Genomic DNA, 21,870 nt, shown 5'->3' with positions numbered 1-21,870 from the left:
TTGCGTTCTTAGGGGTGGGGGGTCCTTCCGGAGACCGCCGCCAGGAGCCTGCCGAGTCCGGGGTCGTCCAGTGCCTCCTGGGCCTGACCCCACTTGTCGGCCGCCTCCGCCGCGTAGTCGAACGCGCCTTGGTCCCGGGCCGACAGCAGTCCGTGGTGGACGGTGAACCACAGCGTCCAGGTGACGTTGGACGCGACTTGATACAGCCGGACCCTCGCGCGGAGGGTCTCGTCGGCGTCGGCGAAGTACTCCCCCGCCAGCAGGCCGGCCAGATCCGGGTCGTAGTCGGCCTCCGCGGCGACGTCGCCGAGCTCGAAGGCGGGGTCGTTGTTGCCGGACAGTTGGTAGTCGATGATCCGCACGCCGTCGCCGGTGGCGATGAAGTTCTCCGCCAGCAGGTCGTTGTGGCACGGCACGCTCGGCAGCGGTGCCACGGCGAGCGCGGCCGCGATGGCATCCACTGTGGACGAACGGTCCAGGTAGCCGCCGGGCAGCGGCAGGTCGTGCCGCGCGCAGACGTCGAGCAGTTCGGCGCGCTTGACGAAGATGTCGAAGTCGTTGCCGAACGCCGGCCCCGCGTGCAGCCGCCGGCAGGCGGTCGCGATGGACGGGATGATCTCGGGGCGGCGCACCTCGGCGGCGCCGAGGGTCCGTCCCGGGAGGTACTCGATGACGACCGCCGGCACGTCCGGCAGGACCTCGTAGACCTGCGCGCCGACGGTGTGCGCTGCGAGGACGGTGTTGGCGATCTCCTGCTCCGGCGGGATACCGAGGCCGGCGGCGGACACCGCCGGCTCGAGAACCCGCAGGACGTAGGGCACGCAGTCGACGTCGACCCGGTAGATGTGGTGGGACAGCCCGCCCTGCAGCCGCTGCCATTCGACCGCGCGGCCCATCCACGACGGGACCCGCTCCAGCAGGTCCGCGATGGACGGCACCGCAGTCATGGCACCCGGCCCCTTCGCCGCGCGGTCCGACGCCGGTTACAGACCTTTTACACCCTGCGGGCTGTAGTGACCGGCGTCATAGTGGGGCACAGTTAACGCCTGCCACAGCCGGCCGTCAAGAGGGATCTTCGCGTTTACCGGTATTGCTTCAGACCTTTTACAAGCCCGCCACGTGGGATCACAATCATGCAATGTCGGAGCTTCCAGAGGCTTCCCGTGTCGTGGTGATCGGCGGCGGCGTCGCCGGTTGCAGCGTGGCGTACCACCTGGCGCGGCTCGGCTGGACCGACGTGGTCCTGCTGGAGCAGCACGCGCTGACCGAGGGCACGACCTGGCACTCGGCCGGCTTCGTCGGGCAGCTGCGCTCCACCGTCAGCCAGACCCGGATGATCATGTACTCGTCCGGCCTGTACGCGGAGCTGCGCGACCTGACCGGCCTGGACCCGGGCTGGCGCGGCGTCGGCGGGCTGCGGCTGGCGACCACGCCGGAGCGCGTCGAGGAGCTGCGGCGGCAGGTCAGCTCCGCCACCACGTACGGGCTGGAGCTCGACCTGCTGAGCCCGGCCGAGACGAAGGACCGGCTGCCGCTGCTCAACGTCGGCGACGTGCTCGCCGCGGGCTGGCTGCCCGGCGACGGCTGGCTGGAGCCCGCACAGCTGGCCGCCGCCCTCGCCGCCGGCGCCACCGCGCTCGGCGTACGGATCGTCACCGGAGTCCGGGTCACCGGCGTCGAGACGGCCGCCGGACGGGTCACCGCCGTGGTCACCAGCGCCGGGCGGATCGCCACCGAGGTCGTCGTCGACGCGGCCGGCGCCGCCGCGGGGCACGTCGGCCGGCTCGCCGGCGTCGACGTCCCGATCGTGCCGATCAAGCACCAGTACGTCATCACCGACGCCATCCCGGACGCCGGGTCCACGGTGGACATCCCGACGGTGCGCGACCCCGACCGGATCGTGTACTTCCGCGGCGCCCCCTCGCCGGAGGGCGGGCTGCTCGTCGGCGGCTACGTCCGCGACCCGTCGCTGTGGGACGACCCCGACCCGCTGTCGGCGCCGCGCACCCTGTTCGAGCCCGACCTGGGCAAGTTCGCCGAGTCGTGGGGCAACGCCCGGCACCGGGTCCCCGCCCTCGCCGCGCTGGGCATGGACCGCGTCGTACACGGGCCGGAGGCGTTCACACCCGACGGGGAGTTCCTGCTCGGCGAGACCGCGGTCGCCGGCTTCTGGGTCGCCGCCGGCTTCTGCGTCCACGGGCTCGCCGCGGCCGGCGGCGTCGGCAAGGTGATCGCCGAGTGGATCGTCGACGGCACCCCGGAGTGGGATGTGTCCACGATGGACGTCCGGCGCTTCGGCGCGCACGCCGCGAGCCGCACCTGGGCCGCGACCAAGGCACTCGACGGCTACTCCCGTTACTACGACGTCGTGTACCCGGGGCAGGAGTGGACCGCCGGGCGGCCGCTGCGCCGGTCCCCGGTGTGGCCGCGCCTGGCGACCCTGGACGCCGCGCTCGGTGAGAAGGCCGGCTGGGAGCGGGCGAACTGGTTCGGCGTCAACGCCGCGCTCGCCGGCGACGGCGTGACCGCGCCGCGCGGCTGGGCCGGGCGGTCCTGGTCGCCCGCGATCGCCGCCGAGGTCGCCGCGACCGCCACCGCCGCCGGGCTGTTCGACCAGTCGTCGTTCGCGAAGCTCGACGTGCGCGGGCCGGACGCGCTCGGGCTGCTGCAACGGCTGTGCGCCAACAACGTCGACCGGCCCGTGGGCACCCTCACCTACACCGCGATGCTCAACCACCGCGGCGGCGTCGAGGCCGACCTGACCGTCGCGCGGCTCGGCGAGGCACACTTCCGGCTCGTCACCAGCACCGCCAGCGGCGTGCGCGACGCGGCCTGGATCCGCCGCCACGCCGCGGCGGCCGGTGCCGGGGTGACGGTCGACGACGTCACCTCCGCCCACGGCTGCCTGTGCCTGTGGGGACCGGCCGCCCGCGACATCCTGCAGCCGCTCACCGACGCCGCACTGTCCGACGTGGACTTCCCGTTCATGCGGGCCCGCCGCCTGACGGTCGGCCCGGTGCCGGTCCTCGCCCAGCGGGTCACGTTCGTCGGCGAGCTGGGCTGGGAGCTGTACGCCCCGGCCGAGTACACGCTGACCCTGTGGGACCTGCTGATGGCGGCCGGCGCGCCGCTCGGGCTGCGGCCCGGCGGGTACCGGGCGATCGACGCGATGCGCCTGGAGAAGGGGTACCGCGTCTGGGGCTCCGACCTGACCACGGACACCGACCCGATCTCCGCCGGCCTCGGCCCGTTCGTCGACCGGTCGAAGGACTTCATCGGCCGGGACGCCCTTCCCGACGCCCCCGACCGGGTGCTGCGCTGTCTCGTGCTGGACGATCCCGCCACCGTCTGCCTCGGCGGGGAGCCGGTCCGCGTCGGTGGCGTGCCGTGCGGCCGGGTCACGTCCGGCGGGTTCGGATACCGGGTCGGCGCGTCGATCGCCTATGCCTATCTGCCGGCGACGACGGCGGTCGGCACCCCCGTCGAGGTCTCCGTCTTCGACCGCTGGTCCCCCGCCGTCGTGCGCGCCGAACCCCTCTACGACCCGAAGATGCTCCGCGTGCGCGCCTAAGGTTGCTCGGGCCGGTCAATGACGCGCAGCCAGCTGCCGTCGGGCTGGCGGCGCACGACCTGGACGCGGCCGCCCTTGCCGTCGGCGGAGCGGGTGCCGGTCAGGGCGAGGTCGCCGTTGACGACCGTCGGGATCAGCGGCTCGAGCTCGAAGTGCGGCACGTGCCGGAGCATCTCCTCGCAGACGGCCCGGATCGCGGCCCGGCCGGCGGTGGTCGAGCCCGGCGGGTAGGCCAGGACGGCGCCCTCCTCGTACAGCGCGGCGAGCCCTTCGGCGTCGCCGGCGTTGGCCCGCTCGACGAACAGGCGGGTCAGGTCCTCGGGTGTCTTCGCTGTGCTCGTCATACCTCCACCCTGCCCACCCCGCGTCCATAACGCCAAGAGCACTTCCTGCTGACTTCTAGAATCACTACTTATGGAGTTGCATCAGCTGGCGTACCTCGTGGCGGTGGCCGAGGAGGCGAGCTTCACCCGCGCGGCGGACCGGCTGCGGATCGCGCAGCCCGGGGTGAGCGCGCAGGTCAGGAAGCTGGAGCGGGAGCTGGGCCAGGACCTGCTGGACCGCTCCGGGCGGCGGGTGCGGCTCACCGCGGCCGGCGCGGCGGTGCTGCCCTACGCGCGGGCCGCGCTCGCCGCCGTCGAGGGCGCCCGGCGCACCGCCGCCGAGCTGGCCGGCCTGGCCCGCGGCCGGGTCGCGATCGGGACCGTGACCTCGCACGACGTCGACCTGGCCACGGTGCTCGCCGACTTCCACGCCGCGCATCCGGGCCTGGAGATCACCCTCGCCGAGGACACCACCGACCGGCTGGTCGACGGGCTGCGGGAGGGGCGCCTGGACGCGGCGATCATCGCGTACGACACCCCGCCGCCCGACCTCGACGTGCGGGTGCTGACCGACGAGGCCGTCGACGCCGCCGTCGCCCCGGGGCACGAGTGGGCCGGGCGCCCGGCCGTGCGGGTGGCCGAGCTGCGCGGGCGGCCGCTGGTCTGCCTGCGGGTCGGCACCGGCATCCGCGGCATCCTCGAGTCGGCCTGCGCGGCGGCCGGCTTCGCGCCGCTGGTCGCGTTCGAGGCCGGCACGCCGCAGGTGGTGGCGCAGCTGGCGGCGCGCGGGCTCGGGGTGGCGATCCTGCCGGCGTCGATCGCGCGGGGGCACGCGGGGCTGCATCCGCTGCGGATCACCCGGCCGGCCCTCAGCGGGCGGCTCGGCCTCGCGTGGCGCCGCGAGGGCCCACGCCCGGCGGCGGCCGAGGCGTTCCTGGCCCATTTCGCGCGGTACCGGTAGCGCCCGCCCGCCGGTGGCCGTCCTCGCCGGCCGCCCTGACTCGGAACCGTCCTCCCGCGGCGGCCAGGGTCAGTGGCGGGCGCCCTCGGCGAGGGGGTTGCGGTTGAGCACCGGCCGCAGGGTCGACGCCTTCGCCGACTCGTGGGTCAGGCGGGCGCTGAGCAGCCCGCCCTGCCGGGCGGTGCCGGCGGCGAGGGCCGGCACCAGCGGCAGCAGCCAGTCCACGACGAAGCCGCGGGTCGGCAGCTGGGCGACGACCAGCACCGCCAGCGCGACCACCACCCCCTCCACCAGCCCGCGCCAGGTGGCCCGGCCCGAGGCGGCGAGGGTGGCCCGGCGGGTGATCGTGGCGGTGTCGATCGCGTCGAGCGCCCGGGTGTCGCGGCGGCCGAGGTTGAAACAGGCGCACCCGGCGGCGGTGGACAGGCCGAGCACGGTCGCGGCGACGGTGCTCCTGGTCAGCAGGAACGTCACCCCGAACACCGCGCACCCGGCACCGCAGGCGACGAGGGCGCGCAGCCACTCCTTCTTGTCCCCCGGGTACCAGTAGTAGCGCGTGGTGTTGGGCGATATCTGCCGGATGATCTGGCCCATACGAAGCTTCCCTTTGTTCAGCCGGGTGGCCTCTTGATCATCCTGCACACAGGGGGCGGTTTGTCGGGAAATCCCGGTTTAGAACAGCACCGTGGCGAAGGTGCCCACCTGCTGGAACCCGCAGCGCTCGTATACCGCGCGAGCTGGGGTGTTGTAGTCGTTGACATACAGGCTGACCGATGGCGCCACCCGCCGCAGCGCGTCGCGCACGATCGCGGCGATCCCGCCCCTGGCCAGCCCCCGGCCGCGCCACTCCGGCGCCGTCCAGACGCCCTGGATCTGGGCGGTGTGCTTGGTGACCACGGCCAGCTCCGCCTTGAACACGACCTGCCCGTTGATCACGCGGGCGTACGCGCGGCGGGCCCGGACCAGTTCGCCGACCCGCTCGCGGTACGAGCGCTCGCCGCCGTCGGCGGTCGGTGAGACGCCGACCTCCTCGGTGTACATGGCCACGGCCGCCGGGAACAGCAGGTCGATCTCGTCCGGCCGCACGAGCCGCACCGCGGGGTCGGCGGGCACGGGCGCCGGCGAGGAGGTCGCCATCAGCGGCTGGTTCGGGCGTACGTCCCGCGACGGCCCCCACGACGAGGCCAGCCGGCTCCACAGCCCGAGCACCGCGTCGGCGGAACCGACGATCGACGAGCAGCCGCGGGGCTCGCCGGCGACCATGTCGGCGAAGGCCGCGACGGCCGCGGGCGAGGCGGTGACGGGGATGAGGTTGGCCCCGAGCCAGCACAGTGACTCCAGGTGCCGGCGCGAGCCGTACCCGAAGATCCGGGCGTCCTGACGCCACCAGGCCAGCCCGGCCATCGAGATCCGCTCGGCCACCTGCGCGCCGCCGAACGGGTCACCGTCGAGCAGGCGCTCGACTGAACCGCGTTCAGCGTCGCCGAGGAGCCTCGCCGCCGCCGTCAGCATGCGTACAAGCCTGCCATGCCCGGCTGGGGACGGCCGCACATACCCTGCCCAGTCTCCCCCGTGTCCGCTTCGGGAAGCGCCGCGGGCACCGGGAGCACCGCAGACGCCGGCGGCTCGCGGCGCGGCGCCGGCGGTGGTTTCAGTGCACCGTCACGGACGGGCCGAGGCCGCGCAGCTCCTCCGGCAGGTCGACACCCATCTCCTCGGCGAGGCGCAGGGCCTCCTCGACCAGGGTCTCCACGATCTGCGACTCGGGCACCGTCTTGATGACCTTGCCCTTGACGAAGATCTGGCCCTTTCCGTTGCCGGACGCCACGCCGAGGTCCGCCTCGCGGGCCTCGCCGGGGCCGTTGACGACGCAGCCCATGACCGCGACCCGCAGCGGTGCCGGGAACCCGTCGAGCGCGGCGGTGACCTGCTCGGCCAGGGTGTACACGTCGACCTGGGCCCGGCCGCACGACGGGCAGGAGACGATCTCCAGCCCGCGCTCGCGCAGCCCGAGCGCCTCGAGGATGGCGTTGCCGACCTTGATCTCCTCGACCGGCGGCGCGGACAGCGAGACCCGGATCGTGTCGCCGATGCCCTCGGCGAGCAGCGCGCCGAACGCCACGGAGGACTTGATCGTGCCCTGGAACGCGGGGCCTGCCTCGGTCACGCCCAGGTGCAGCGGGTAGTCGCACTGTTCGGCCAGCTGCCGGTACGCCCGGATCATGACCACCGGGTCATTGTGCTTGACCGAGATCTTGATGTCGCGGAAGTCGTGCTCCTCGAACAGCGAGCACTCCCACAGCGCCGACTCGACCAGCGCCTCGGCGGTCGCCTTGCCGTACTTCTCCAGCAGGCGCTTGTCCAGGGAGCCGGCGTTGACGCCGATGCGGATCGGGATGCCCGCCGCGGAGGCCGCCTTCGCGATCTCCTTCACCTTGTCGTCGAACTGACGGATGTTGCCAGGGTTGACCCGGACCGCCGCGCAGCCGGCGTCGATCGCCGCGAAGACGTACTTCGGCTGGAAGTGGATGTCGGCGATGACCGGGATCTGCGACTTCTTCGCGATCGCCGGCAGCGCCTCGACGTCGTCCTGGCTGGGCACAGCGACCCGCACGATCTGGCAGCCCGAGGCGGTGAGCTCGGCGATCTGCTGGAGCGTGCTGTTGACGTCCGCGGTGAGCGTGGTCGCCATCGACTGCACGGACACCGGCGCGCCGCCGCCGACCGGCACCGGGCCGACCATGATCTGGCGGGACTTCCGGCGCGGCGCGAGCGCCGGCGGGGGGACGGTAGGCAGGCCGAGGCTGACAGCGGTCATGGAGTGCGCCACCTGTTTCAGGGTGATCGGATTGTCCGGTTTACTTCAGGGTGATGGGGTTCACGAAGTCGGCGGTCACCGTCAGCAGGACGAAGACGCCGAGGATGCCTATCACGCCGAGCGTGATGGGCGCCAGCTTGTAGTAGTCGACCCGACCTGGGTCGGGTTTGCCCAGCTTGGCCGCGAACCAGGACCGCAGGCGCTCGAACCAGGCGATCGCGATGTGGCCGCCGTCCATCGGCAGCAGCGGGAACAGGTTGAAGATACCGAAGAACAGGTTGAGGCTGGCGAACAGCAGCAGCAGCGAGGCCCAGTCGCCGAGCTCGAACAGCTCGCCGCCGATGCGGCTGGCGCCCACGACGCTGACCGGGGTCTCGGGGTCGCGCTGCTCGCCGAAGATCGCCTTGAAGAGGTTGGGCACCTTCTCCGGGATGTCCTTGAACGACGCGAACGTGCGCTCGACCAGCGACCAGGTGATCGTGAACGTCTTGTCGACGCCCTCGACCGGCCCGTAGGAGACGTGCGGGATGTCGGAGGTCCGCGGGGCGATGTTGATGCCCAGCAGGCCGCCTTTCTCGAGGTCGCCGGCGGTGATCTGGTCGAAGGTCTTGGTGGCGGGCAGGTCGGCCTTGAGCCGCTCCGCCTCCGGGATCTGCACGGTGCCGCTCATCGTCTTGCCGTCGCGCGTCCAGGTCACCGCGACGGTCTTGTCGGTGACCTTCTTGAGCTCCTCGCGCAGCGTGCCTGAGTCGGGCACCGCGACCCCGTCGACGGAGACGATCAAGTCGCCGGGCTTCAGTCCGAGCTGCGCGGCCGGGCTCTTCGGGTCCTTCGCCGGGTCGCACGCCTTCGGCCCCTTGGTGACCGGGTCGTACTCCCACTTGGTGGAGATGCACTGCGCGACCGGGCCGACACGGACCGGCCAGTCCTCGCTCTTGGTCTCGGGGTCCGGGATGCCCACGAACGAGAACAGCACCCACAGCGTGGTCAGCGCGAGCGCGAAGTGGGTGATCGACCCCGCGCTCATCACGATCGTCCGCTTCCACACCGGGAAGCGCCACATCGCCCGCGGGTCGTCCGCACCGGACTTGCCGGTGGCCGGGTCGATCTCGTCCTCCTGGGGCGTCATCCCCACGATCTTGACGAACCCGCCGAAGGGCAGGGCCTTGATGCCGTACTCAGTCTCGCCGCGCTTGAACGACCAGATCGTCGGGCCGAACCCGGCGAAGTACTTGGTCACCCGCATGCCGAACCACTTGGCGGTCAGCATGTGCCCCGCTTCGTGCAGACACACCGCGACCAGGATCCCCACTGCGAACAGGACGATCCCCACCGTGAACGCCATCAGGCCCCTTTCCCGCCCGCGATCCGCTCGCGCGCATAGGCCCGCGCCCAGGATTCGGCGGCGAGCACGTCATCGACGGTACCTGGTTCGGCAAAGTCCGGTGCGTCCGTCAGCGTCTGCTCGAGCGTATCGACGATGCCGAGGAAAGGAAGGTCACCCGCTGTGAACGCGGCAACACACTCCTCGTTGGCCGCGTTGTAGATCGCCGGGCGGCACCGGCCCGCCTCACCCGCCGCCTTCGCCAACGCCACCGCGGGGAACGCCTCCTCGTCGAGCGGGCGCAGCTCCCACGTGTGCGCGGTGGTCCAGTCCACGCCCGGCGCGGCGTCCGCGACCCGGTCGGGCCAGCCGAGGGCGAGCGCGATCGGCAGGCGCATGTCGGGCGGGCTGCACTGCGCGAGGGTCGAGCCGTCGTGGAACTCGACCAGCGAGTGGATCACCGACTGCGGGTGCACCATGACGTAGATGTCGCGGTACGCCACACCGAACAGCTCGTGCGTCTCGATCACCTCGAGGCCCTTGTTGACGAGCGTGGCGCTGTTGATCGTCACGACCGGTCCCATGTCCCAGGTCGGGTGGGCGAGGGCCTCCTGCGGCGTGACCCCGACGAGCTGCTCGCGGGTCCGCCCGCGGAACGCGCCGCCGGACGCGGTCAGCACCAGGCGCCGGACCTCCCGGGCCGTCCCGCCGCGCAGTCCCTGCGCCAGGGCCGAGTGCTCCGAGTCGACGGGGACGATCTGGCCCGGCTTCGCCACGGCCCGCACCAGCGGACCACCGGCGACCAGGGACTCCTTGTTGGCCAGGGCCAGGACGCGACCGGCGCGCAGGGCAGCGAGGGTCGGCGCCAGGCCCAGGGAGCCGACGACCCCGTTGAGCACCGTGTCGCATGGCCACTGCGCCAGCTCGGTCATCGCGTCGGGACCGGCGAGGATCTTCGGCAGCCGGAAGTCGCCGGTGGCCCAGCCGCGGCGGGTGGCCTCGCGGTAGAAGGCGAGCTGCAGGTCCTGCGCGGCGGTCGCCTTGGCCACCCCGACCGCGTCGACGCCGAGCTCCAGCGCCTGCTCGGCGAGGAGGCGCACGTTGCCGCCGCCGGCGCCGATGGCGACCACGCGGAACTTGTCGGGATTGCGCCGGACGATGTCGATCGCTTGGGTGCCGATCGACCCGGTCGAGCCGAGCAGGACGATCTCGCGGGGGGTCACCCATCCATTGTCTCAGGCGCGCACGTGTGGGGCGCCGCCGATGCCGCGGGGGCACACAGTGGTGCACCCCCGCGACCGACCGTCATCGCGGTGAATCCCAGATGCCATCCCCGTTAGTACGCATGTACCAATTATAGATCATCACTTGTATCCGTGCAATCGATTTACGGGGCGAGACGGTGCAGGTCACGCGGGAAAAGCGTGGTCTCGCGGACGTTCGCCGCGCCGGTCACCCGGGCCACGAACCGCTCCAGCCCGATCGCGAACCCGCCGTGCGGCGGCATGCCGTGCCGGAACGCCTCCAGGTAGGTGCGCAGCGGCCCGGCGTCCATCCCCCGCTCGGCGAGCGCGGCCAGGTAGTCGGCGTGCCGGTGCAGGCGCTGGCCGCCGGTGACCAGCTCGACGCCCCGGAACAGCAGGTCGAAGGAGTTCGACCAGCGCGGCTCGCCGGGCTGCGGGTGCGTGTAGAAGGGGCGTTTGCGCATCGGGTACCCCTCGACGAACACGAAGTCCGAGCCGTGCACCCGCGCGGCCCACTCCCCCAGCGCGCGCTCGTGCTCGGGGGCGAGGTCGGGCTCGTCCTCGGGCGCTCCGGCGAGCTGCAAGGCTTCGCGAAAATGCAGCACCGGTACGTCCACCGGCAGGTCGACCTGGTAGCCGTACGGCCGCACCGCCTCGACCATCGCCCGGATCACCTCGGTGAGCACGGCCATGACGTCGCGGTGGTCGCGCACGAAACCGAGCTCCGCGTCCAGCGACGTGTACGTCGCCAGGTGCCGGGACGTGTCGTGCGGCTCGGCACGGAAGACCGGGCCGACCTCGTACACCCGCTCGAACACCCCGACCATCGTCTGCTTGTAGAACTGCGGCGACTGCGCGAGGTACGCCGGAGCACCGAAATAGTCCAGCCGGAACACGTTGGCGCCGCTCTCCGTCGCGGTACCGACGATCTTCGGGGTGAACACCTCGGTGAACCCCTGCCGGTCCAGCGCCGCCCGGAACGCCCCGACCGCGGCCGCCGACGCCGCGAACACCTTCCTGCGCGCCGGGTGCCGCAGCGTCACCGCGGCGTGGTCCAGCAGCGCCGGCAGCGCCGCCTTGAGCTCGGGCCGGAACAGCTCCACCGGCGGCGGCTCGGCCGGCCCGAGCAGCGTGAACACCGGGTCGGCCAGCTCCGCCCCACCGGGCGCGGCGGCGTTGGCGACCACCCGCCCGGTGACCTCGACGACCTGCTCCTCGCCCGGCGGCTCGGGCTCCCGGCTCACCACCTGCAGCAGCCCGGCGCGGTCGCGCACGACCACGAACGCGACGTTGGCCAGGGTCCGCCGCCGATGGACCCAGCCGGCGACCGTGACGGTCTCGCCGACGTGGCGCGGCAGCTGGTCGGACAGAATGCGATGCATGACACCTCCTGAGGGACTCCGCTCCCCGGAGGTGTGGGCGATGGGGCCGGTCGCGGTGCCACCACACCTTCGCCACGACACGCCGTCGTGACCTCGCTGCATCCGGCTCCGCGGCCGCGCCGCCGTGCGCTTGTCAGGCGCCGGCACGTCCGCATCGTCACCGTGCCCTTCGATGGTAGGCAAGTTTTCCGTTTCGCCGCGACGGGAATTCACGCGCTGTGAGCAGCACCCGGCAGGTCCCCGAGACGCGCCTGATGGCCCGCGACGACCTCTCCGCCGACGACGCCTGGCATGCCCTGCGCCGGCACGGCGGCTGGTGCCTGCTGCGCGACGCCTTCCTGCGTTTCCGGTACGGCGACGGCTTCAGCCACGCGCGCGCCCTCGGCCTGCAGCTGTGCCTGGCGATCGTGCCGTTCCTCATCGCGCTCAGCGGCCTCGTCAGCGACCTGGGCGTCGCCGAGGGCGGCGAGGTGGTCGCCGACACGGTCCTCGCCCTCACCCCCGGCGCCAGCGACGACCTCGTCCACGACCTGCTCGCCGACACCGAGCGCGCCGAGGACATCGGCGAGTTCGCCCTCACCGCCGGCCTGCTCACCGGCATGGTCGCCCTCACCACCGCGATGGCCCAGCTCGAACGCGGCGCCAACCGCATCTACGGCGTCGAACGCGACCGCCCCGCCCACGTGAAGTACGGCCGCGCCGCCCTGCTCGCCGCGGGCGCCGGCCTGCCCGCCCTCACCGGCTTCCTCATGCTCGTGGCCGGCGGCGACCTCGGCCGCTCGGTCCGCGCCCATTACCCCTGGGGCGGCATCTTCGACACCGTCTGGCAGGTCCTGCGCTGGCCCGTCAGCCTCGCCCTCGTCATCACCGCCGTCGGCGCGATCTTCCACTTCGCCCCCCGCCGCCGCCAGCCGTCCTTCTCCTGGCTCCTCTTCGGCGCCGCCCTCTCCACCCTCCTGTGGTGGCTGATCAGCGCCCTGCTCGCCGTGTACGTCAGCAGCAGCGACGCCTTCGGTGCCACGTACGGCGCCCTGACCGGCATCATGGCCCTCCTGCTGTGGGCCAACCTGACGGGCATCGCCCTGTTCCTCGGCATCGCCTTCGGCGCCCAGCTGGAGGCCCTGCGCGTCGGCGTCCCCGAACCGGTCGTCGAGGACCAGTGGGTCCCCGTCGACGAACAAGTCGACCGCGACCCGGACACCGACCCCCAGGCCCTCGCCCACGACCAGCTCGACCCCCCACGCTGACCCCTCGGCCGGCGCCCCACTTGCTCGCCCGCGACATCGATCACGAGCGGCGGAGGGCGGCGCGACCGTGCCACGGCAGGGCGGCAAGGGTCGGTTGGCCGGCCGAGGGCCGCCCCACCAGCACGAGCACCCGTACGGCGAGGAACCACAACACCACCATGAACCCGGTGAATGTTCGTGACCAATCTGGCAGAACAGATATACCGTGCAAATCGCCTCGGAGCGACCTCATTCTCGGACTTCGCCAGCCATGCAGGAGACCGACAACCCGGCACGACCCGGCCAACGGCCCGGCACGGCCCAACGGCACGGACCTCGCAACCCGGCACGACCCGGACGGCACGGCACGACCCAACGGCACGCCCCCACAGCCCGGAATGCCCCCGCAGCCTGGCCCCGCGCGGTCCGACGGCGCGGCACGGCATGCGCCCCGGCCAGCCCGGCCCGGCGACGGCACGGTCCCCCGCGCTTCGCGCGACTCGCCGCAGCGCGGCACGGCTCCACCGCCCAGCGCAGGCGCGGCACAGCCCCGCGCGCCGGAGGTCAGCTGGGTAACCGCTGGCGGGCGGCAGTCGCAACTCGTGGGCTGCCCAGGTCGGCGCGCTGGCCGGCGGCGTTGCCCGCGTCGAAGCCGCCGCCGGTCAGGCGGCGAGGGCGGGCGGTGCGCAGGTCCGGATACTGCTCGTCGACCGCCACGTCGACGGCGCGGTCGCGGTCGGCCAGGACCAGGGCGGTGCCGGGCTGGTCGGGGGCGGCGGCGCGGTTGCGGCGGTCGGCCTCGGCGAAGCGGTGGGCGACCGCCGAGCTGAAGCCGATGAGCCACGAGCGGCGCCAGGCGGCGACCTGCTCGCCCGGCGGGACGGGCTCGGTGAGGACGCCGCGGGCGGCCTGGACGAGCAGGGACGCGAAGAGCAGCTCGACGCCGGCGACGTCGGACTCGAAGCCGAACAGGTGCATGGAGATGCGCAGGCCGTCGCGGGTGCGGTGCTGCAGGCGCACCGAGCGGCAGCGCAGCGACGCGGCGACGACGTGCAGGAGGTGGGCCTTCTCGCGCAGATACGGCGGCTGCAGCTCGACCAGGCGGTTGCCGACGGCCTGCGGGCGGTGGCCCTCGGTGGCGGCGAGCAGGGCCTGGTCGATGCCGTACTTCCCGATGAGCTCGGCGGCCTTGGCGGTGAGCGCCTCAGCCTCCTCACGGGTGCACGCGGGGTCCTCCGCCTTGGCGAGCAGCTTCCGAACCTTCTCCAACACGCACGAAGGCTACCGCCGACCTACGACATTTCCGCGGACGCCGGCTCCGAAGCCGGCACCTCCTCACCCACCCCCGCGCGACGCGAGCGCAGCTCGTGACCCACGCTGGTCAGGCAGCGCCCGCTGGGCAGGTCGAACTTCCACCCGTGCAGCTGGCAGGTCAGCGTGTTGCCCTCGATGACGCCGAAGCGGGTCAGGTCGGCCTTCAGGTGCGGGCAGCGGCGCTGGGTGATCCAGTCGCCCAGCTTGATGTCCTCGGCGTCGGGCTTCTGCTCGGCGAACCAGCCCTCCGCGTACTGCAGCCGCTCCTCCGACAGGCACTTGAAGAACGAGTAGACGAACTCGTTGTACTGGCCGATGCGGGTGGCGGTGAAGCGGCACGACAGGAACAGCGAGTTGACCCAGTCAACCTCCTCGATGAACAGGAGGTGCTCGATCAGCGCCCGCTCGGTGCGGAAGCGGTAGCGGACCTTCTCGTCGGCGTACGGGCGGACCTGCTTGCCGGGGAAGTCCACGACGATCGACTCGACGGAGGTGCCGTCGTAGCCGACGAGGTCGAAGCGGACCGGGCCACCGACGCCCTTCGCCAGGTAGACCGACTCGTCCAGCAGCGGCTCGATGCGCGCCTTCATCTCCTTGAGCACGTCGACCTCGGGATGGCGCCAGGTCGCCTTGGCGGCCTCGATGACGGGGCGCTTGCGCTCCCGCATCTCCTCCAGGTGCTCCCGCTTGTGCGCGAAGAACTCCTCGACGTCGACCGGGTGGGACGTCTGCGCCGAGTCCGGGGTGAGGGTCATCACCGAGCCGGGCAGCAGGACCGTGGAGTTGGTGCCGCCGTACTTGGCGTACTCCTGCTGGAACACCCACTGGTCGGGGAAGATGTTGCCCTCGTCACCGAAGATGTCGTTGAACTGCCACAGGTCGTCGTCGAGGAAGCACGGCGGGCCGGCGATGGGCACCACGTGCGAGGCCTTGAGGTCGTCGATGTACCGGAACGTCCGGTCGAACTGGCGGTCCCGCTTCTGCTTGCCGAACGCCGTCTTCGCCGCCTGCGGCAGGTCGTAGACCATCGGGTACCAGATGGCGCCGGAGAACTGCAGCAGGTGCGCGTGCACGTGGCCGAGCGCGGCGTAGGTGGTGAGGTCGGTCGGGCGGGCGTCGTTCTGGTTGAGGATGCGCACGCCGTCGTATTCGACCCACAGCGAGGAGTCACCGATCGGGCCGTCGGTGGGCGAGGTCAGCGCCTGGATCATGATCTTCAGGCCGCCGTCGAGCTCGTGGACGTGGTCGCTCTTGGTCTCCAGGAACCTGGTGAAGCCGAGCGCCTCCAGCTCGTCACGCATCTCCGAGGTGGGGAACTCGGGCAGCAGTACCGTCGCCTTCTTGGACACGAAACGCTTGAGGTGCTCGGCGTCGAAGTGGTCCCGGTGCAGGTGCGACACGTAGAGGTAGTCGCAGTCGCCGAGGGTCTCCCACTCGAGCAGGGAGTTGTCGGGGAACGGGAACCACGACGCGAAATACGCCGGGTTGACCCACGGGTCGCACAGGATGCTGCCGGCGTCGGTGTCGATGCGCAGGCTGGCGTGTCCGGTCCCGGTGATCCGCACCGCGTTCCTCCCTTGAAACCACAGAAACGTGCCGCACCGACGCTACCCGACCGACCCGCAACCGTCGGTCCGGGTGCCGCATGCCAGACTTTGTCGCGAAGCACACCTGCCAGCGAAAGGACGCGCCGTGGCCGAGCACGAGCCCGTGACCTCCCCCGACCAGCTCAAGCCGGGGCACCCGCGGGCGGCCCGCATCGGTGCCGCCGTCACCGCGCTGCTCATCCTGTCGATGGTGATCGGCAACCACGAGGGTCGAGTCGAGGACATCTGGTTGATCGCGAGCGCCGGTGTACTGGTGCTGGTGCTGGTCGGCGACTGGGTGCTGCGCCGCAACGGCCTGCGGTAGACGCGCCGGTCGGACACGTGGAAAAGGCGCACCGGAACACCGGTGCGCCTTTTCGCGAGCCTGGGTCAGCGGCGCCGGATCACGATGTCGCGGACCTCTTTGAGCGCGGCGTCGACCTCGGCCTCGAAGTAGCCGCCGGGCACCAGGTTGAGGTGCGACGGGTCGAGGTCACCGTCGGTCAGCGGGCCGCCACGGCCGGACAGCGACGCCATGACGCCCTCGAACAGCCGGTCAACCTGGGCGCGGTCGTAGCCGCTGCCGAAGCGACGCAGCTGGAACGTGCGGCGCAGCTGGTCGATGCGGGCCACCTCGGTCGACTGGTGCTGCACCGGCGCCGGCGGGGGCGGGCCGCCGTAGGAGTCGCCGTACGGGTCCCGGTCGGGGCCACCGCCATACGGGTCGCGGTCCGGGCCGCCACCGTACGTGGCCGGCTCGGGACGGTCGCGGTCCATGCGGATCTCGGCGGTCATGTCGGCGCGCGGCGGGCGCGGCGCATCGTAGCCCCGGTCGTCGTCGAACGCGCCACCGTAGGTGGGCTCGTCATACCGGCCGTAGTTCTGGTCGCGGGGCGGGCCTGCGGGGGCGGGCGCGGGTCGCGGCGGCAGGGGCGGGGGCGGCGCCATCGGCGGCGGGCCCATCCGCTCGGGCTGCATCCGCTCCATCGGCGGCGGACCCATCCGCTCCGGCTGCATGCGCTCCATCGGCGGGGGCCCCATGCGCTCGGGCTGCATCCGCTCCATCGGCGGCGGGCCCATCCGCTCGGGCTGCATGCGCTCGGGCATCCGCTCCGGCGCCATGCGCAGCTCGCCGCTGCGGGAGTCCAGCGCCCGGCCGAAGCCACCGCCGCCGCGCTCCTCCAGCTCGGCCAGCTGGCGCTCGACCCGGTCGAGATGCAGGTCGACCTGCCATTCGTCGTAGCCGCCGAAGCGCACGCGGAAGACCACGTCGTGGACCTCCTGCGCGCTCACCGGCGCGCCCATAGGGTCACCGGAGAGGGTGGCCTCAACCCGGTCGAGGAACGAGTCGACCTCGTCGACCTTGTATCCCCGCCGCAGCGCACGGCGCCGGAACCGCTGACCCTGACTCACTGTGTCTCCTCGTTCGCTCGCCGTGCTAGCAAGCCTGTTTCACGCTCTCCCACTGTGCCACCGTTTGAGGCGGCAAGCTGCCCGCAGGCCCCGTCGATCTCCCGGCCACGGGTGTCACGCACCGTGGTCGCGACACCAGCGGCCCGGAGGCGTCGGACGAACTCTCGCTCCACCGGCTTAGGACTAGCGTCCCACTTACTGCCGGGTGTCGGATTGAGCGGGATGAGATTGACATGCGCGAGACGGCCGGACAAGAGCCGGCCGAGCAAATCAGCCCGCCACGGGTGGTCGTTCACATCCCGGATCATTGCGTACTCAATGGACACGCGCCGACCGGTGCGAGCCGCATACTCCCACGCGGCATCAAGCACTTCGGCGACCTTCCAACGTTGGTTGACCGGCACGAGCGTGTCGCGCAGATCATCATCAGGTGCGTGCAGCGACAGCGCAAGCGTCACCGACAGCCCCTCCTGCGTCAACCGCCGCATCGCCGGCACCAGCCCGACGGTGGACACCGTGATGTGCCGCTGGGACAGTCCGAGCCCCTCCGGGGCGGGGTCGGTGAGCCTGCGGACCGCCGCGACGACCCGGTTGTAGTTGGCCAGGGGCTCGCCCATGCCCATGAACACGACCCGCGACAGCCGGTCAGGGCTGCCGGGCAGGACCCCGCGGGCGGCGAGCCCGGCGAACCAGACGACCTGGTCGACGATCTCCGCCGTGGACAGGTTGCGGGTCAGGCCGGCCTGGCCGGTGGCGCAGAACGGGCACGCCATCCCGCAGCCCGCCTGGCTCGACACGCACACCGTCACCCGGTCTGGATATCCCATGAGGACGCTCTCAACGAGAGCCCCGTCGTGAAGGCGCCACAACGTCTTGCGGGTGGCCCCGTCGTCGGTGGCCATCTCCCGTACCGGATGCAGCAACTTCGGCAGGAGCGCTCCGGTGATCGCGTCGCGGCTGCGCGCGGGAAGATCCGTCATGTCGGCGGGGTCGCGGATGAGGCGGCCGAAATAGTGCGCCGACACCTGCCCGGCCCGGAACGCCTGCTCGCCCAGCTCGGCGACGGCGGCACGACGCCCGGCAAGATCGAGGTCGGCCAGGTGCCGTGGTGGCATGGTCGCACGGCGGCCGTCACTGGTCGTGCCGGTCGCGGTGGATGACAGGTTCAGAACGGGCAGCTGTGTCATGACGTCTTCAAGTGTCCCATGCCGAGTCGCGTGATCTTCAGTACCGCTGGCCAAGGGCACTAGGACGGGGGGACCAGGAACGCCAGAACGGCGTACGCGGTCGGCAGGGCCAGCAGGATCGAGTCGAGCCGGTCCATGAGCCCGCCGTGACCGGGCAGCAGGCTGCTCATGTCCTTGACGCCCAGGTCACGCTTGATCAGCGACTCGCCGAGGTCGCCGAGCACCGAGGCGATCGAGACGGCGATCCCGAAGATCGCGCCGTGCCACCAGACGGCGTCGGGCAGCAGCAGCGGCAGCGCCACCGCGCTCCCGGCGCCTGTCCACACCACCGACCCGGCGAAGCCCTCCCAGGACTTGGCCGGGCTGACCGACGGCGCCATCGGGTGCCTGCCAAGAAAGACACCTGTCGCATATCCGCCCGTGTCGGACAGCACCACGGCGAGGATCGTGATCAGGACGCGCACGGCGCCGTCGGACACATCCCGGCCGGGGTGCGCGAGCAGGGCCGCGAACGCGCCGAGGAACGGCACGTAGACCGCGATCAGCGCGCCGGCGGTGACGTCGCGCTGATAGTCGCGGGCGCCGCCGGCGAACCGCCACACGAACGTCATGAGCAGCGTCGCGAGCAGCCCGAGGGGCAGGAGGTCGGCGCCGCCGAACCACGCCAGCACCACCGTGCACGGGCCGCCGACGAGCAGCGGGACCAGCGGCGGGTGGGCCTTGCGGACGCTGACGGCCCGGACCATCTCCCAGATGCCGACGACGACGGCTATCACGACCAGGGCGAGGAACGCCGGGATCCACACAAAGAGCGAGGCGAGCACCGCGCCGCCGAGCGCGACGCCGACACCGATGGCGGCCGGCAGGTTGCGCCCGGCGCCCTTGCGCTTGGGCTGCTGGGCCGCCGGCTGCGGCGCTTCTGCCGGCGCCTGCGCTTCTGCCAGCTGCGGCGCGGCAGGCTGCGGCTGCGCGGTCGCCGCCGGCGGGGGCGGCGCTTCTGCCGGCGGCTGCGCTTCTGCCAGCTGCGGCGCGGCAGGCTGCGGCTGCGCGGTCGCCGCCGGCGGGGGCGGCGCTTCTGCCGGCGGCTGCGCGGCCTCGTCCGGGTGCGGCTCGTCTGAGTGCGGCTCGTCTGAGTGCGGCTCGTCCGGCTGCTGTTTTCTTGGCATAGACGCCTCGGGCGCGGCATCAGTGTGCCGCGCCCTGGTCGAAGGGTTACCGGGGGGCGTCATCAGACCTCGAGGAGCTCTGATTCCTTGTGCTTGAGCAGCTCGTCGATCTGAGCGACGAACCTGTGCGTCAGGTCGTCGAGCTCCTTCTCACCGCGGCGCCCGTCGTCCTCACCCGCCTCGCCGTCCTTGACGATGCGGTCGAGCTCCTCTTTGGCCTTGCGGCGCACGTTACGCACGGCGACGCGCGCGTCCTCGGCCTTGTGCCGGGCGATCTTGATCATCTCGCGGCGGCGTTCCTCGGTCATCTGCGGCAGGTTGATCCGGATCTGGGTACCCTCGTTGTTCGGGTTGACGCCCAGGTCCGAATCGCGGATGGCCCGCTCCATCGCGCCGATCACGCTCGCGTCGTACGGCTTGATGATCGCCATACGCGGCTCCGGAATGGCGATCGACGACATCTGCGGCAGCGGGGTCGGCGTGCCGTAGTAGTCGACCATCACCTTGCCGAACATCGCCGGGGTCGCTCGACCGGTCCGGATGACCGCGAACTCCTCCTTGGCGTGCTCGATCGCGCGCTCCATCTTCTCTTCGGCCTCGAAGAGTGCTTCTTCGATCACGTGGTCTTTCCTCCTCGATCCGGGATGGACTCAGCGGTGATGAGCGTGCCGATCCTCTCACCACTCAACGCGCGAGCCACGCTGTCCTCCCCCTCGGCGCCGAAGACGAGCATCGGCAGCGCGTTTTCCTGGCAGAGGCTGAATGCGGTCTGGTCGACCACCCGCAGGCCCTGCAGCAGGGCCTCGGCGAATGTCAGGCTGTCGAGCTTGCGTGCCGCCGGGTCGGTGCGAGGGTCGGCCGTGTACACGCCGTCGACCCCGTTCTTGCTCATCAGGACCGTGTGGGCGTGGATCTCCAGCGCCCGCTGCACAGCGACGGTGTCGGTCGAGAAGTACGGCATGCCCGCCCCGGCGCCGAAGATCACGACCCGGCCCTTCTCCAGGTGACGGATCGCGCGGCGAGGGATGTACGGCTCCGCGACCTGCGCCATGCTGATCGCGCTCTGCACCCGCGTGTCGATGCCTTCCTTCTCCAGGAAGTCCTGCAGCGCGAGGCAGTTCATGACGGTGCCGAGCATGCCCATGTAGTCGGCGCGGGCCCGGTCCATGCCGGCCCGGGACAGCTCCGCGCCGCGGAAGAAGTTGCCGCCACCGACGACCACGGCCACCTGGACGCCACGGCGGACCACGGTCGCGATCTGGGTGGCCATGTGCCGCACCACGGTCGGGTCGACACCGACCGCGCCACCACCGAACACCTCGCCGGAGAGCTTCAGCACGACGCGCCGCACCCCGATCGGGGCCGGCGTCAGTGCCTGCCTTGCCGCTTCCACAGCGGTGTGCGTCATCTGGGCAACCTTCCCATGTCCGTTCTGCCGCTGAAGGGGATATGACGAGGGGGTCCCGGCCTCCAGTGTGGATTCCGTGACCCCCTCCGCGCCCTGCTATCAGGCCTGGCCGACCTCGAAGTGGACGAACCGCGTCACCTCGATGCCGGCCTCTGCCAGCACCTGCTTGACGGTCTTCTTGTTGTCGCTGACCGACGGCTGCTCGATGAGGACGAAGTCCTTGAAGAAGCCGTTGACCCGGCCCTCAATGATCTTCGGCAGGGCGCCTTCCGGCTTGCCCTCCTCGCGAGCGGTCTGCTCGGCGATGCGGCGCTCCGACTCGACCACGTCCGCCGGGACGGCGTCACGGGTCAGGTACTTCGGCCGCATGGCCGCGATCTGCATCGCGACACCACGGGCGTCGGCGACGGCGGCCTCGTCGTCCTTGCCGCTGAACTCGACCGCGACGCCGACCTGCGGCGGCAGGTCCGGGCTCTTACGGTGCATGTAGATCGCCACCGGCGAGCCCAGGACCGCGAAGCGGTTGATGACGAGCTTCTCGCCGATGCGCGCCGACTCGGTCTGGATCAGCTCGGCCACCGTGCTGTCGCCGAGCTTCGAGCCCAGCAGGGTCTCGAGGTCGGCCGGCTTCGTCTCGTCGATGTGCTTGGCCAGCTTCTGGCCCAGCTCGACGAACGCCTCGTTCTTGGCGACGAAGTCGGTCTCACAGTTGATCTCGACCAGGCCCGAACCGTAGTGCGCGACCAGGCCGTTGGCGGTGGTGCGACCGGCACGCTTGCCGACGTCCTTGGCACCCTTGATACGCAGCAGCTCAACGGCCTTGTCGAAGTCGCCCTCGGCCTCCTCGAGCGCCTTCTTGCAGTCCATCATGCCGGAGCCGGTCAGATCGCGGAGTCGCTTGACGTCCGCGGCGGTGAAGTTGGACATGACTCTCTCTCGCTTGAGTT

General features: G+C 71.6%; 20 protein-coding genes. 4 read left to right on the top strand and 16 right to left on the bottom strand.

All coding sequences use genetic code 11. The features are described 5' to 3' along the window. Positions 1-8 precede the first annotated feature (8 nt). Positions 9-938 (bottom strand): phosphotransferase, encoded by a 930-nt coding sequence (locus AB0H83_RS00785; protein WP_360084623.1) that lies wholly within the window; start codon positions 936-938, stop codon positions 9-11. Between the two features lie 200 nt (positions 939-1,138). On the opposite strand from AB0H83_RS00785, the gene AB0H83_RS00780 reads away from it, so the two are divergent. Beyond that, positions 1,139-3,571, top strand: coding sequence for an FAD-dependent oxidoreductase (locus AB0H83_RS00780; RefSeq protein ID WP_360084620.1), 2,433 nt, complete (start codon positions 1,139-1,141; stop codon positions 3,569-3,571). On the opposite strand, the gene AB0H83_RS00775 is transcribed toward AB0H83_RS00780, so the two are convergent. Beyond that, a complete protein-coding gene (locus tag AB0H83_RS00775; RefSeq protein WP_360084617.1) occupies positions 3,568-3,915 on the bottom strand; it encodes a nuclear transport factor 2 family protein in 348 nt (115 codons plus the stop codon). The genes AB0H83_RS00780 and AB0H83_RS00775 overlap by 4 nt on opposite strands. A gap of 70 nt (positions 3,916-3,985) precedes the next feature. Here AB0H83_RS00775 and AB0H83_RS00770 point away from each other — a divergent pair, with 70 nt between their 5' ends. Further along, positions 3,986-4,855, top strand: coding sequence for a LysR substrate-binding domain-containing protein (locus tag AB0H83_RS00770; protein WP_360084614.1), 870 nt, complete (start codon positions 3,986-3,988; stop codon positions 4,853-4,855). Positions 4,856-4,924: 69 nt separating this feature from the next. Here AB0H83_RS00770 and AB0H83_RS00765 read toward each other — a convergent pair whose 3' ends face one another. The 6 genes from AB0H83_RS00765 to aspS form a co-directional block, all read right to left on the bottom strand. Then, positions 4,925-5,449 (bottom strand): hypothetical protein, encoded by a 525-nt coding sequence (locus tag AB0H83_RS00765; protein WP_360084611.1) that lies wholly within the window; start codon positions 5,447-5,449, stop codon positions 4,925-4,927. 78 nt (positions 5,450-5,527) lie between these two features. Further along, complete coding sequence (locus AB0H83_RS00760; RefSeq protein WP_360084608.1) at positions 5,528-6,367, bottom strand: GNAT family N-acetyltransferase; 840 nt, start codon at positions 6,365-6,367, stop codon at positions 5,528-5,530. 139 nt (positions 6,368-6,506) lie between these two features. After that, positions 6,507-7,673, bottom strand: a complete 1,167-nt coding sequence (gene ispG, locus AB0H83_RS00755; protein WP_360084605.1) for a flavodoxin-dependent (E)-4-hydroxy-3-methylbut-2-enyl-diphosphate synthase — start codon at positions 7,671-7,673, stop codon at positions 6,507-6,509. Positions 7,674-7,713: 40 nt separating this feature from the next. After that, complete coding sequence (locus AB0H83_RS00750; RefSeq protein WP_360084602.1) at positions 7,714-9,018, bottom strand: site-2 protease family protein; 1,305 nt, start codon at positions 9,016-9,018, stop codon at positions 7,714-7,716. Next, a complete protein-coding gene (gene dxr / locus AB0H83_RS00745; protein ID WP_360085536.1) occupies positions 9,018-10,205 on the bottom strand; it encodes a 1-deoxy-D-xylulose-5-phosphate reductoisomerase in 1,188 nt (395 codons plus the stop codon). The genes AB0H83_RS00750 and dxr overlap by 1 nt, the downstream gene beginning before the upstream one ends. 179 nt (positions 10,206-10,384) lie before the next feature. After that, complete coding sequence (gene aspS / locus AB0H83_RS00740) at positions 10,385-11,623, bottom strand: aspartate--tRNA(Asn) ligase (RefSeq protein WP_360084599.1); 1,239 nt, start codon at positions 11,621-11,623, stop codon at positions 10,385-10,387. Between the two features lie 218 nt (positions 11,624-11,841). Between aspS and AB0H83_RS00735 the strand changes: the two genes are divergently transcribed. Continuing rightward, positions 11,842-12,870: a YihY/virulence factor BrkB family protein gene (locus AB0H83_RS00735; RefSeq protein ID WP_360084596.1), complete on the top strand. Its 1,029-nt coding sequence runs from the start codon at positions 11,842-11,844 to the stop codon at positions 12,868-12,870. A 543-nt stretch (positions 12,871-13,413) separates the two neighbouring features. Here AB0H83_RS00735 and AB0H83_RS00730 read toward each other — a convergent pair. Both AB0H83_RS00730 and AB0H83_RS00725 read right to left on the bottom strand, forming a co-directional pair. Further along, positions 13,414-14,121: a DUF2786 domain-containing protein gene (locus AB0H83_RS00730; protein ID WP_360084593.1), complete on the bottom strand. Its 708-nt coding sequence runs from the start codon at positions 14,119-14,121 to the stop codon at positions 13,414-13,416. Positions 14,122-14,141: 20 nt separating this feature from the next. Then, positions 14,142-15,728, bottom strand: coding sequence for a Rieske 2Fe-2S domain-containing protein (locus tag AB0H83_RS00725; protein ID WP_360084590.1), 1,587 nt, complete (start codon positions 15,726-15,728; stop codon positions 14,142-14,144). Positions 15,729-15,855: 127 nt separating this feature from the next. Here AB0H83_RS00725 and AB0H83_RS00720 point away from each other — a divergent pair, with 127 nt between their 5' ends. Then, the gene (locus tag AB0H83_RS00720; protein ID WP_360084587.1) at positions 15,856-16,074 is read left to right on the top strand and encodes a DUF2631 domain-containing protein; all 219 of its coding nucleotides are present in this window, start codon (positions 15,856-15,858) and stop codon (positions 16,072-16,074) included. A 65-nt stretch (positions 16,075-16,139) separates the two neighbouring features. On the opposite strand, the gene AB0H83_RS00715 is transcribed toward AB0H83_RS00720, so the two are convergent. The 6 genes from AB0H83_RS00715 to tsf form a co-directional block, all read right to left on the bottom strand. Beyond that, positions 16,140-17,162, bottom strand: coding sequence for a DivIVA domain-containing protein (locus tag AB0H83_RS00715; protein ID WP_360084584.1), 1,023 nt, complete (start codon positions 17,160-17,162; stop codon positions 16,140-16,142). After that, on the bottom strand, positions 17,159-18,349 hold the full coding sequence (gene rlmN / locus AB0H83_RS00710) for a 23S rRNA (adenine(2503)-C(2))-methyltransferase RlmN (RefSeq protein WP_360084581.1): 1,191 nt from the start codon (positions 18,347-18,349) through the stop codon (positions 17,159-17,161). Before rlmN ends, AB0H83_RS00715 begins: the two co-directional genes overlap by 4 nt. A 59-nt stretch (positions 18,350-18,408) precedes the next feature. After that, positions 18,409-19,515 (bottom strand): phosphatidate cytidylyltransferase, encoded by a 1,107-nt coding sequence (locus AB0H83_RS00705; protein WP_360084578.1) that lies wholly within the window; start codon positions 19,513-19,515, stop codon positions 18,409-18,411. Positions 19,516-19,577: 62 nt separating this feature from the next. Beyond that, positions 19,578-20,135, bottom strand: a complete 558-nt coding sequence (gene frr, locus AB0H83_RS00700; RefSeq protein WP_360084575.1) for a ribosome recycling factor — start codon at positions 20,133-20,135, stop codon at positions 19,578-19,580. Next, positions 20,132-20,923 carry a UMP kinase gene (pyrH, locus tag AB0H83_RS00695; protein ID WP_360084572.1) on the bottom strand — a complete coding sequence of 264 codons (792 nt, stop codon included), beginning with the start codon at positions 20,921-20,923 and terminating at the stop codon, positions 20,132-20,134. Before pyrH ends, frr begins: the two co-directional genes overlap by 4 nt. A gap of 99 nt (positions 20,924-21,022) precedes the next feature. Continuing rightward, positions 21,023-21,850, bottom strand: a complete 828-nt coding sequence (tsf, locus tag AB0H83_RS00690; protein ID WP_360084569.1) for a translation elongation factor Ts — start codon at positions 21,848-21,850, stop codon at positions 21,023-21,025. Between the last annotated feature and the right edge of the window lie 20 nt (positions 21,851-21,870).

The sequence above is a fragment of the Dactylosporangium sp. NPDC050688 genome (assembly GCF_040654515.1).
Classification (GTDB): domain Bacteria; phylum Actinomycetota; class Actinomycetes; order Mycobacteriales; family Micromonosporaceae; genus Dactylosporangium.
The sequence above is the reverse complement of the archived record's forward strand: the minus strand, read 5'-3'. Positions and strand labels throughout refer to the sequence as shown.

Bases quoted from the DNA above. Each gene is read 5' to 3' on its own strand.
- AB0H83_RS00780 (WP_360084620.1), top strand. From the start codon at position 1,139: ATGTCGGAGCTTCCAGAGGCTTCCCGTGTCGTGGTGATCGGCGGCGGC.
- AB0H83_RS00775 (WP_360084617.1), bottom strand. From the start codon at position 3,915: ATGACGAGCACAGCGAAGACACCCGAGGACCTGACCCGCCTGTTCGTC.
- AB0H83_RS00770 (WP_360084614.1), top strand. From the start codon at position 3,986: ATGGAGTTGCATCAGCTGGCGTACCTCGTGGCGGTGGCCGAGGAGGCG.
- AB0H83_RS00765 (WP_360084611.1), bottom strand. From the start codon at position 5,449: ATGGGCCAGATCATCCGGCAGATATCGCCCAACACCACGCGCTACTAC.
- AB0H83_RS00760 (WP_360084608.1), bottom strand. From the start codon at position 6,367: ATGCTGACGGCGGCGGCGAGGCTCCTCGGCGACGCTGAACGCGGTTCA.
- ispG (WP_360084605.1), bottom strand. From the start codon at position 7,673: ATGACCGCTGTCAGCCTCGGCCTGCCTACCGTCCCCCCGCCGGCGCTC.
- AB0H83_RS00750 (WP_360084602.1), bottom strand. From the start codon at position 9,018: ATGGCGTTCACGGTGGGGATCGTCCTGTTCGCAGTGGGGATCCTGGTC.
- aspS (WP_360084599.1), bottom strand. From the start codon at position 11,623: ATGCATCGCATTCTGTCCGACCAGCTGCCGCGCCACGTCGGCGAGACC.
- rlmN (WP_360084581.1), bottom strand. From the start codon at position 18,349: ATGACACAGCTGCCCGTTCTGAACCTGTCATCCACCGCGACCGGCACG.
- AB0H83_RS00705 (WP_360084578.1), bottom strand. From the start codon at position 19,515: ATGCCAAGAAAACAGCAGCCGGACGAGCCGCACTCAGACGAGCCGCAC.
- pyrH (WP_360084572.1), bottom strand. From the start codon at position 20,923: ATGACGCACACCGCTGTGGAAGCGGCAAGGCAGGCACTGACGCCGGCC.
- tsf (WP_360084569.1), bottom strand. From the start codon at position 21,850: ATGTCCAACTTCACCGCCGCGGACGTCAAGCGACTCCGCGATCTGACC.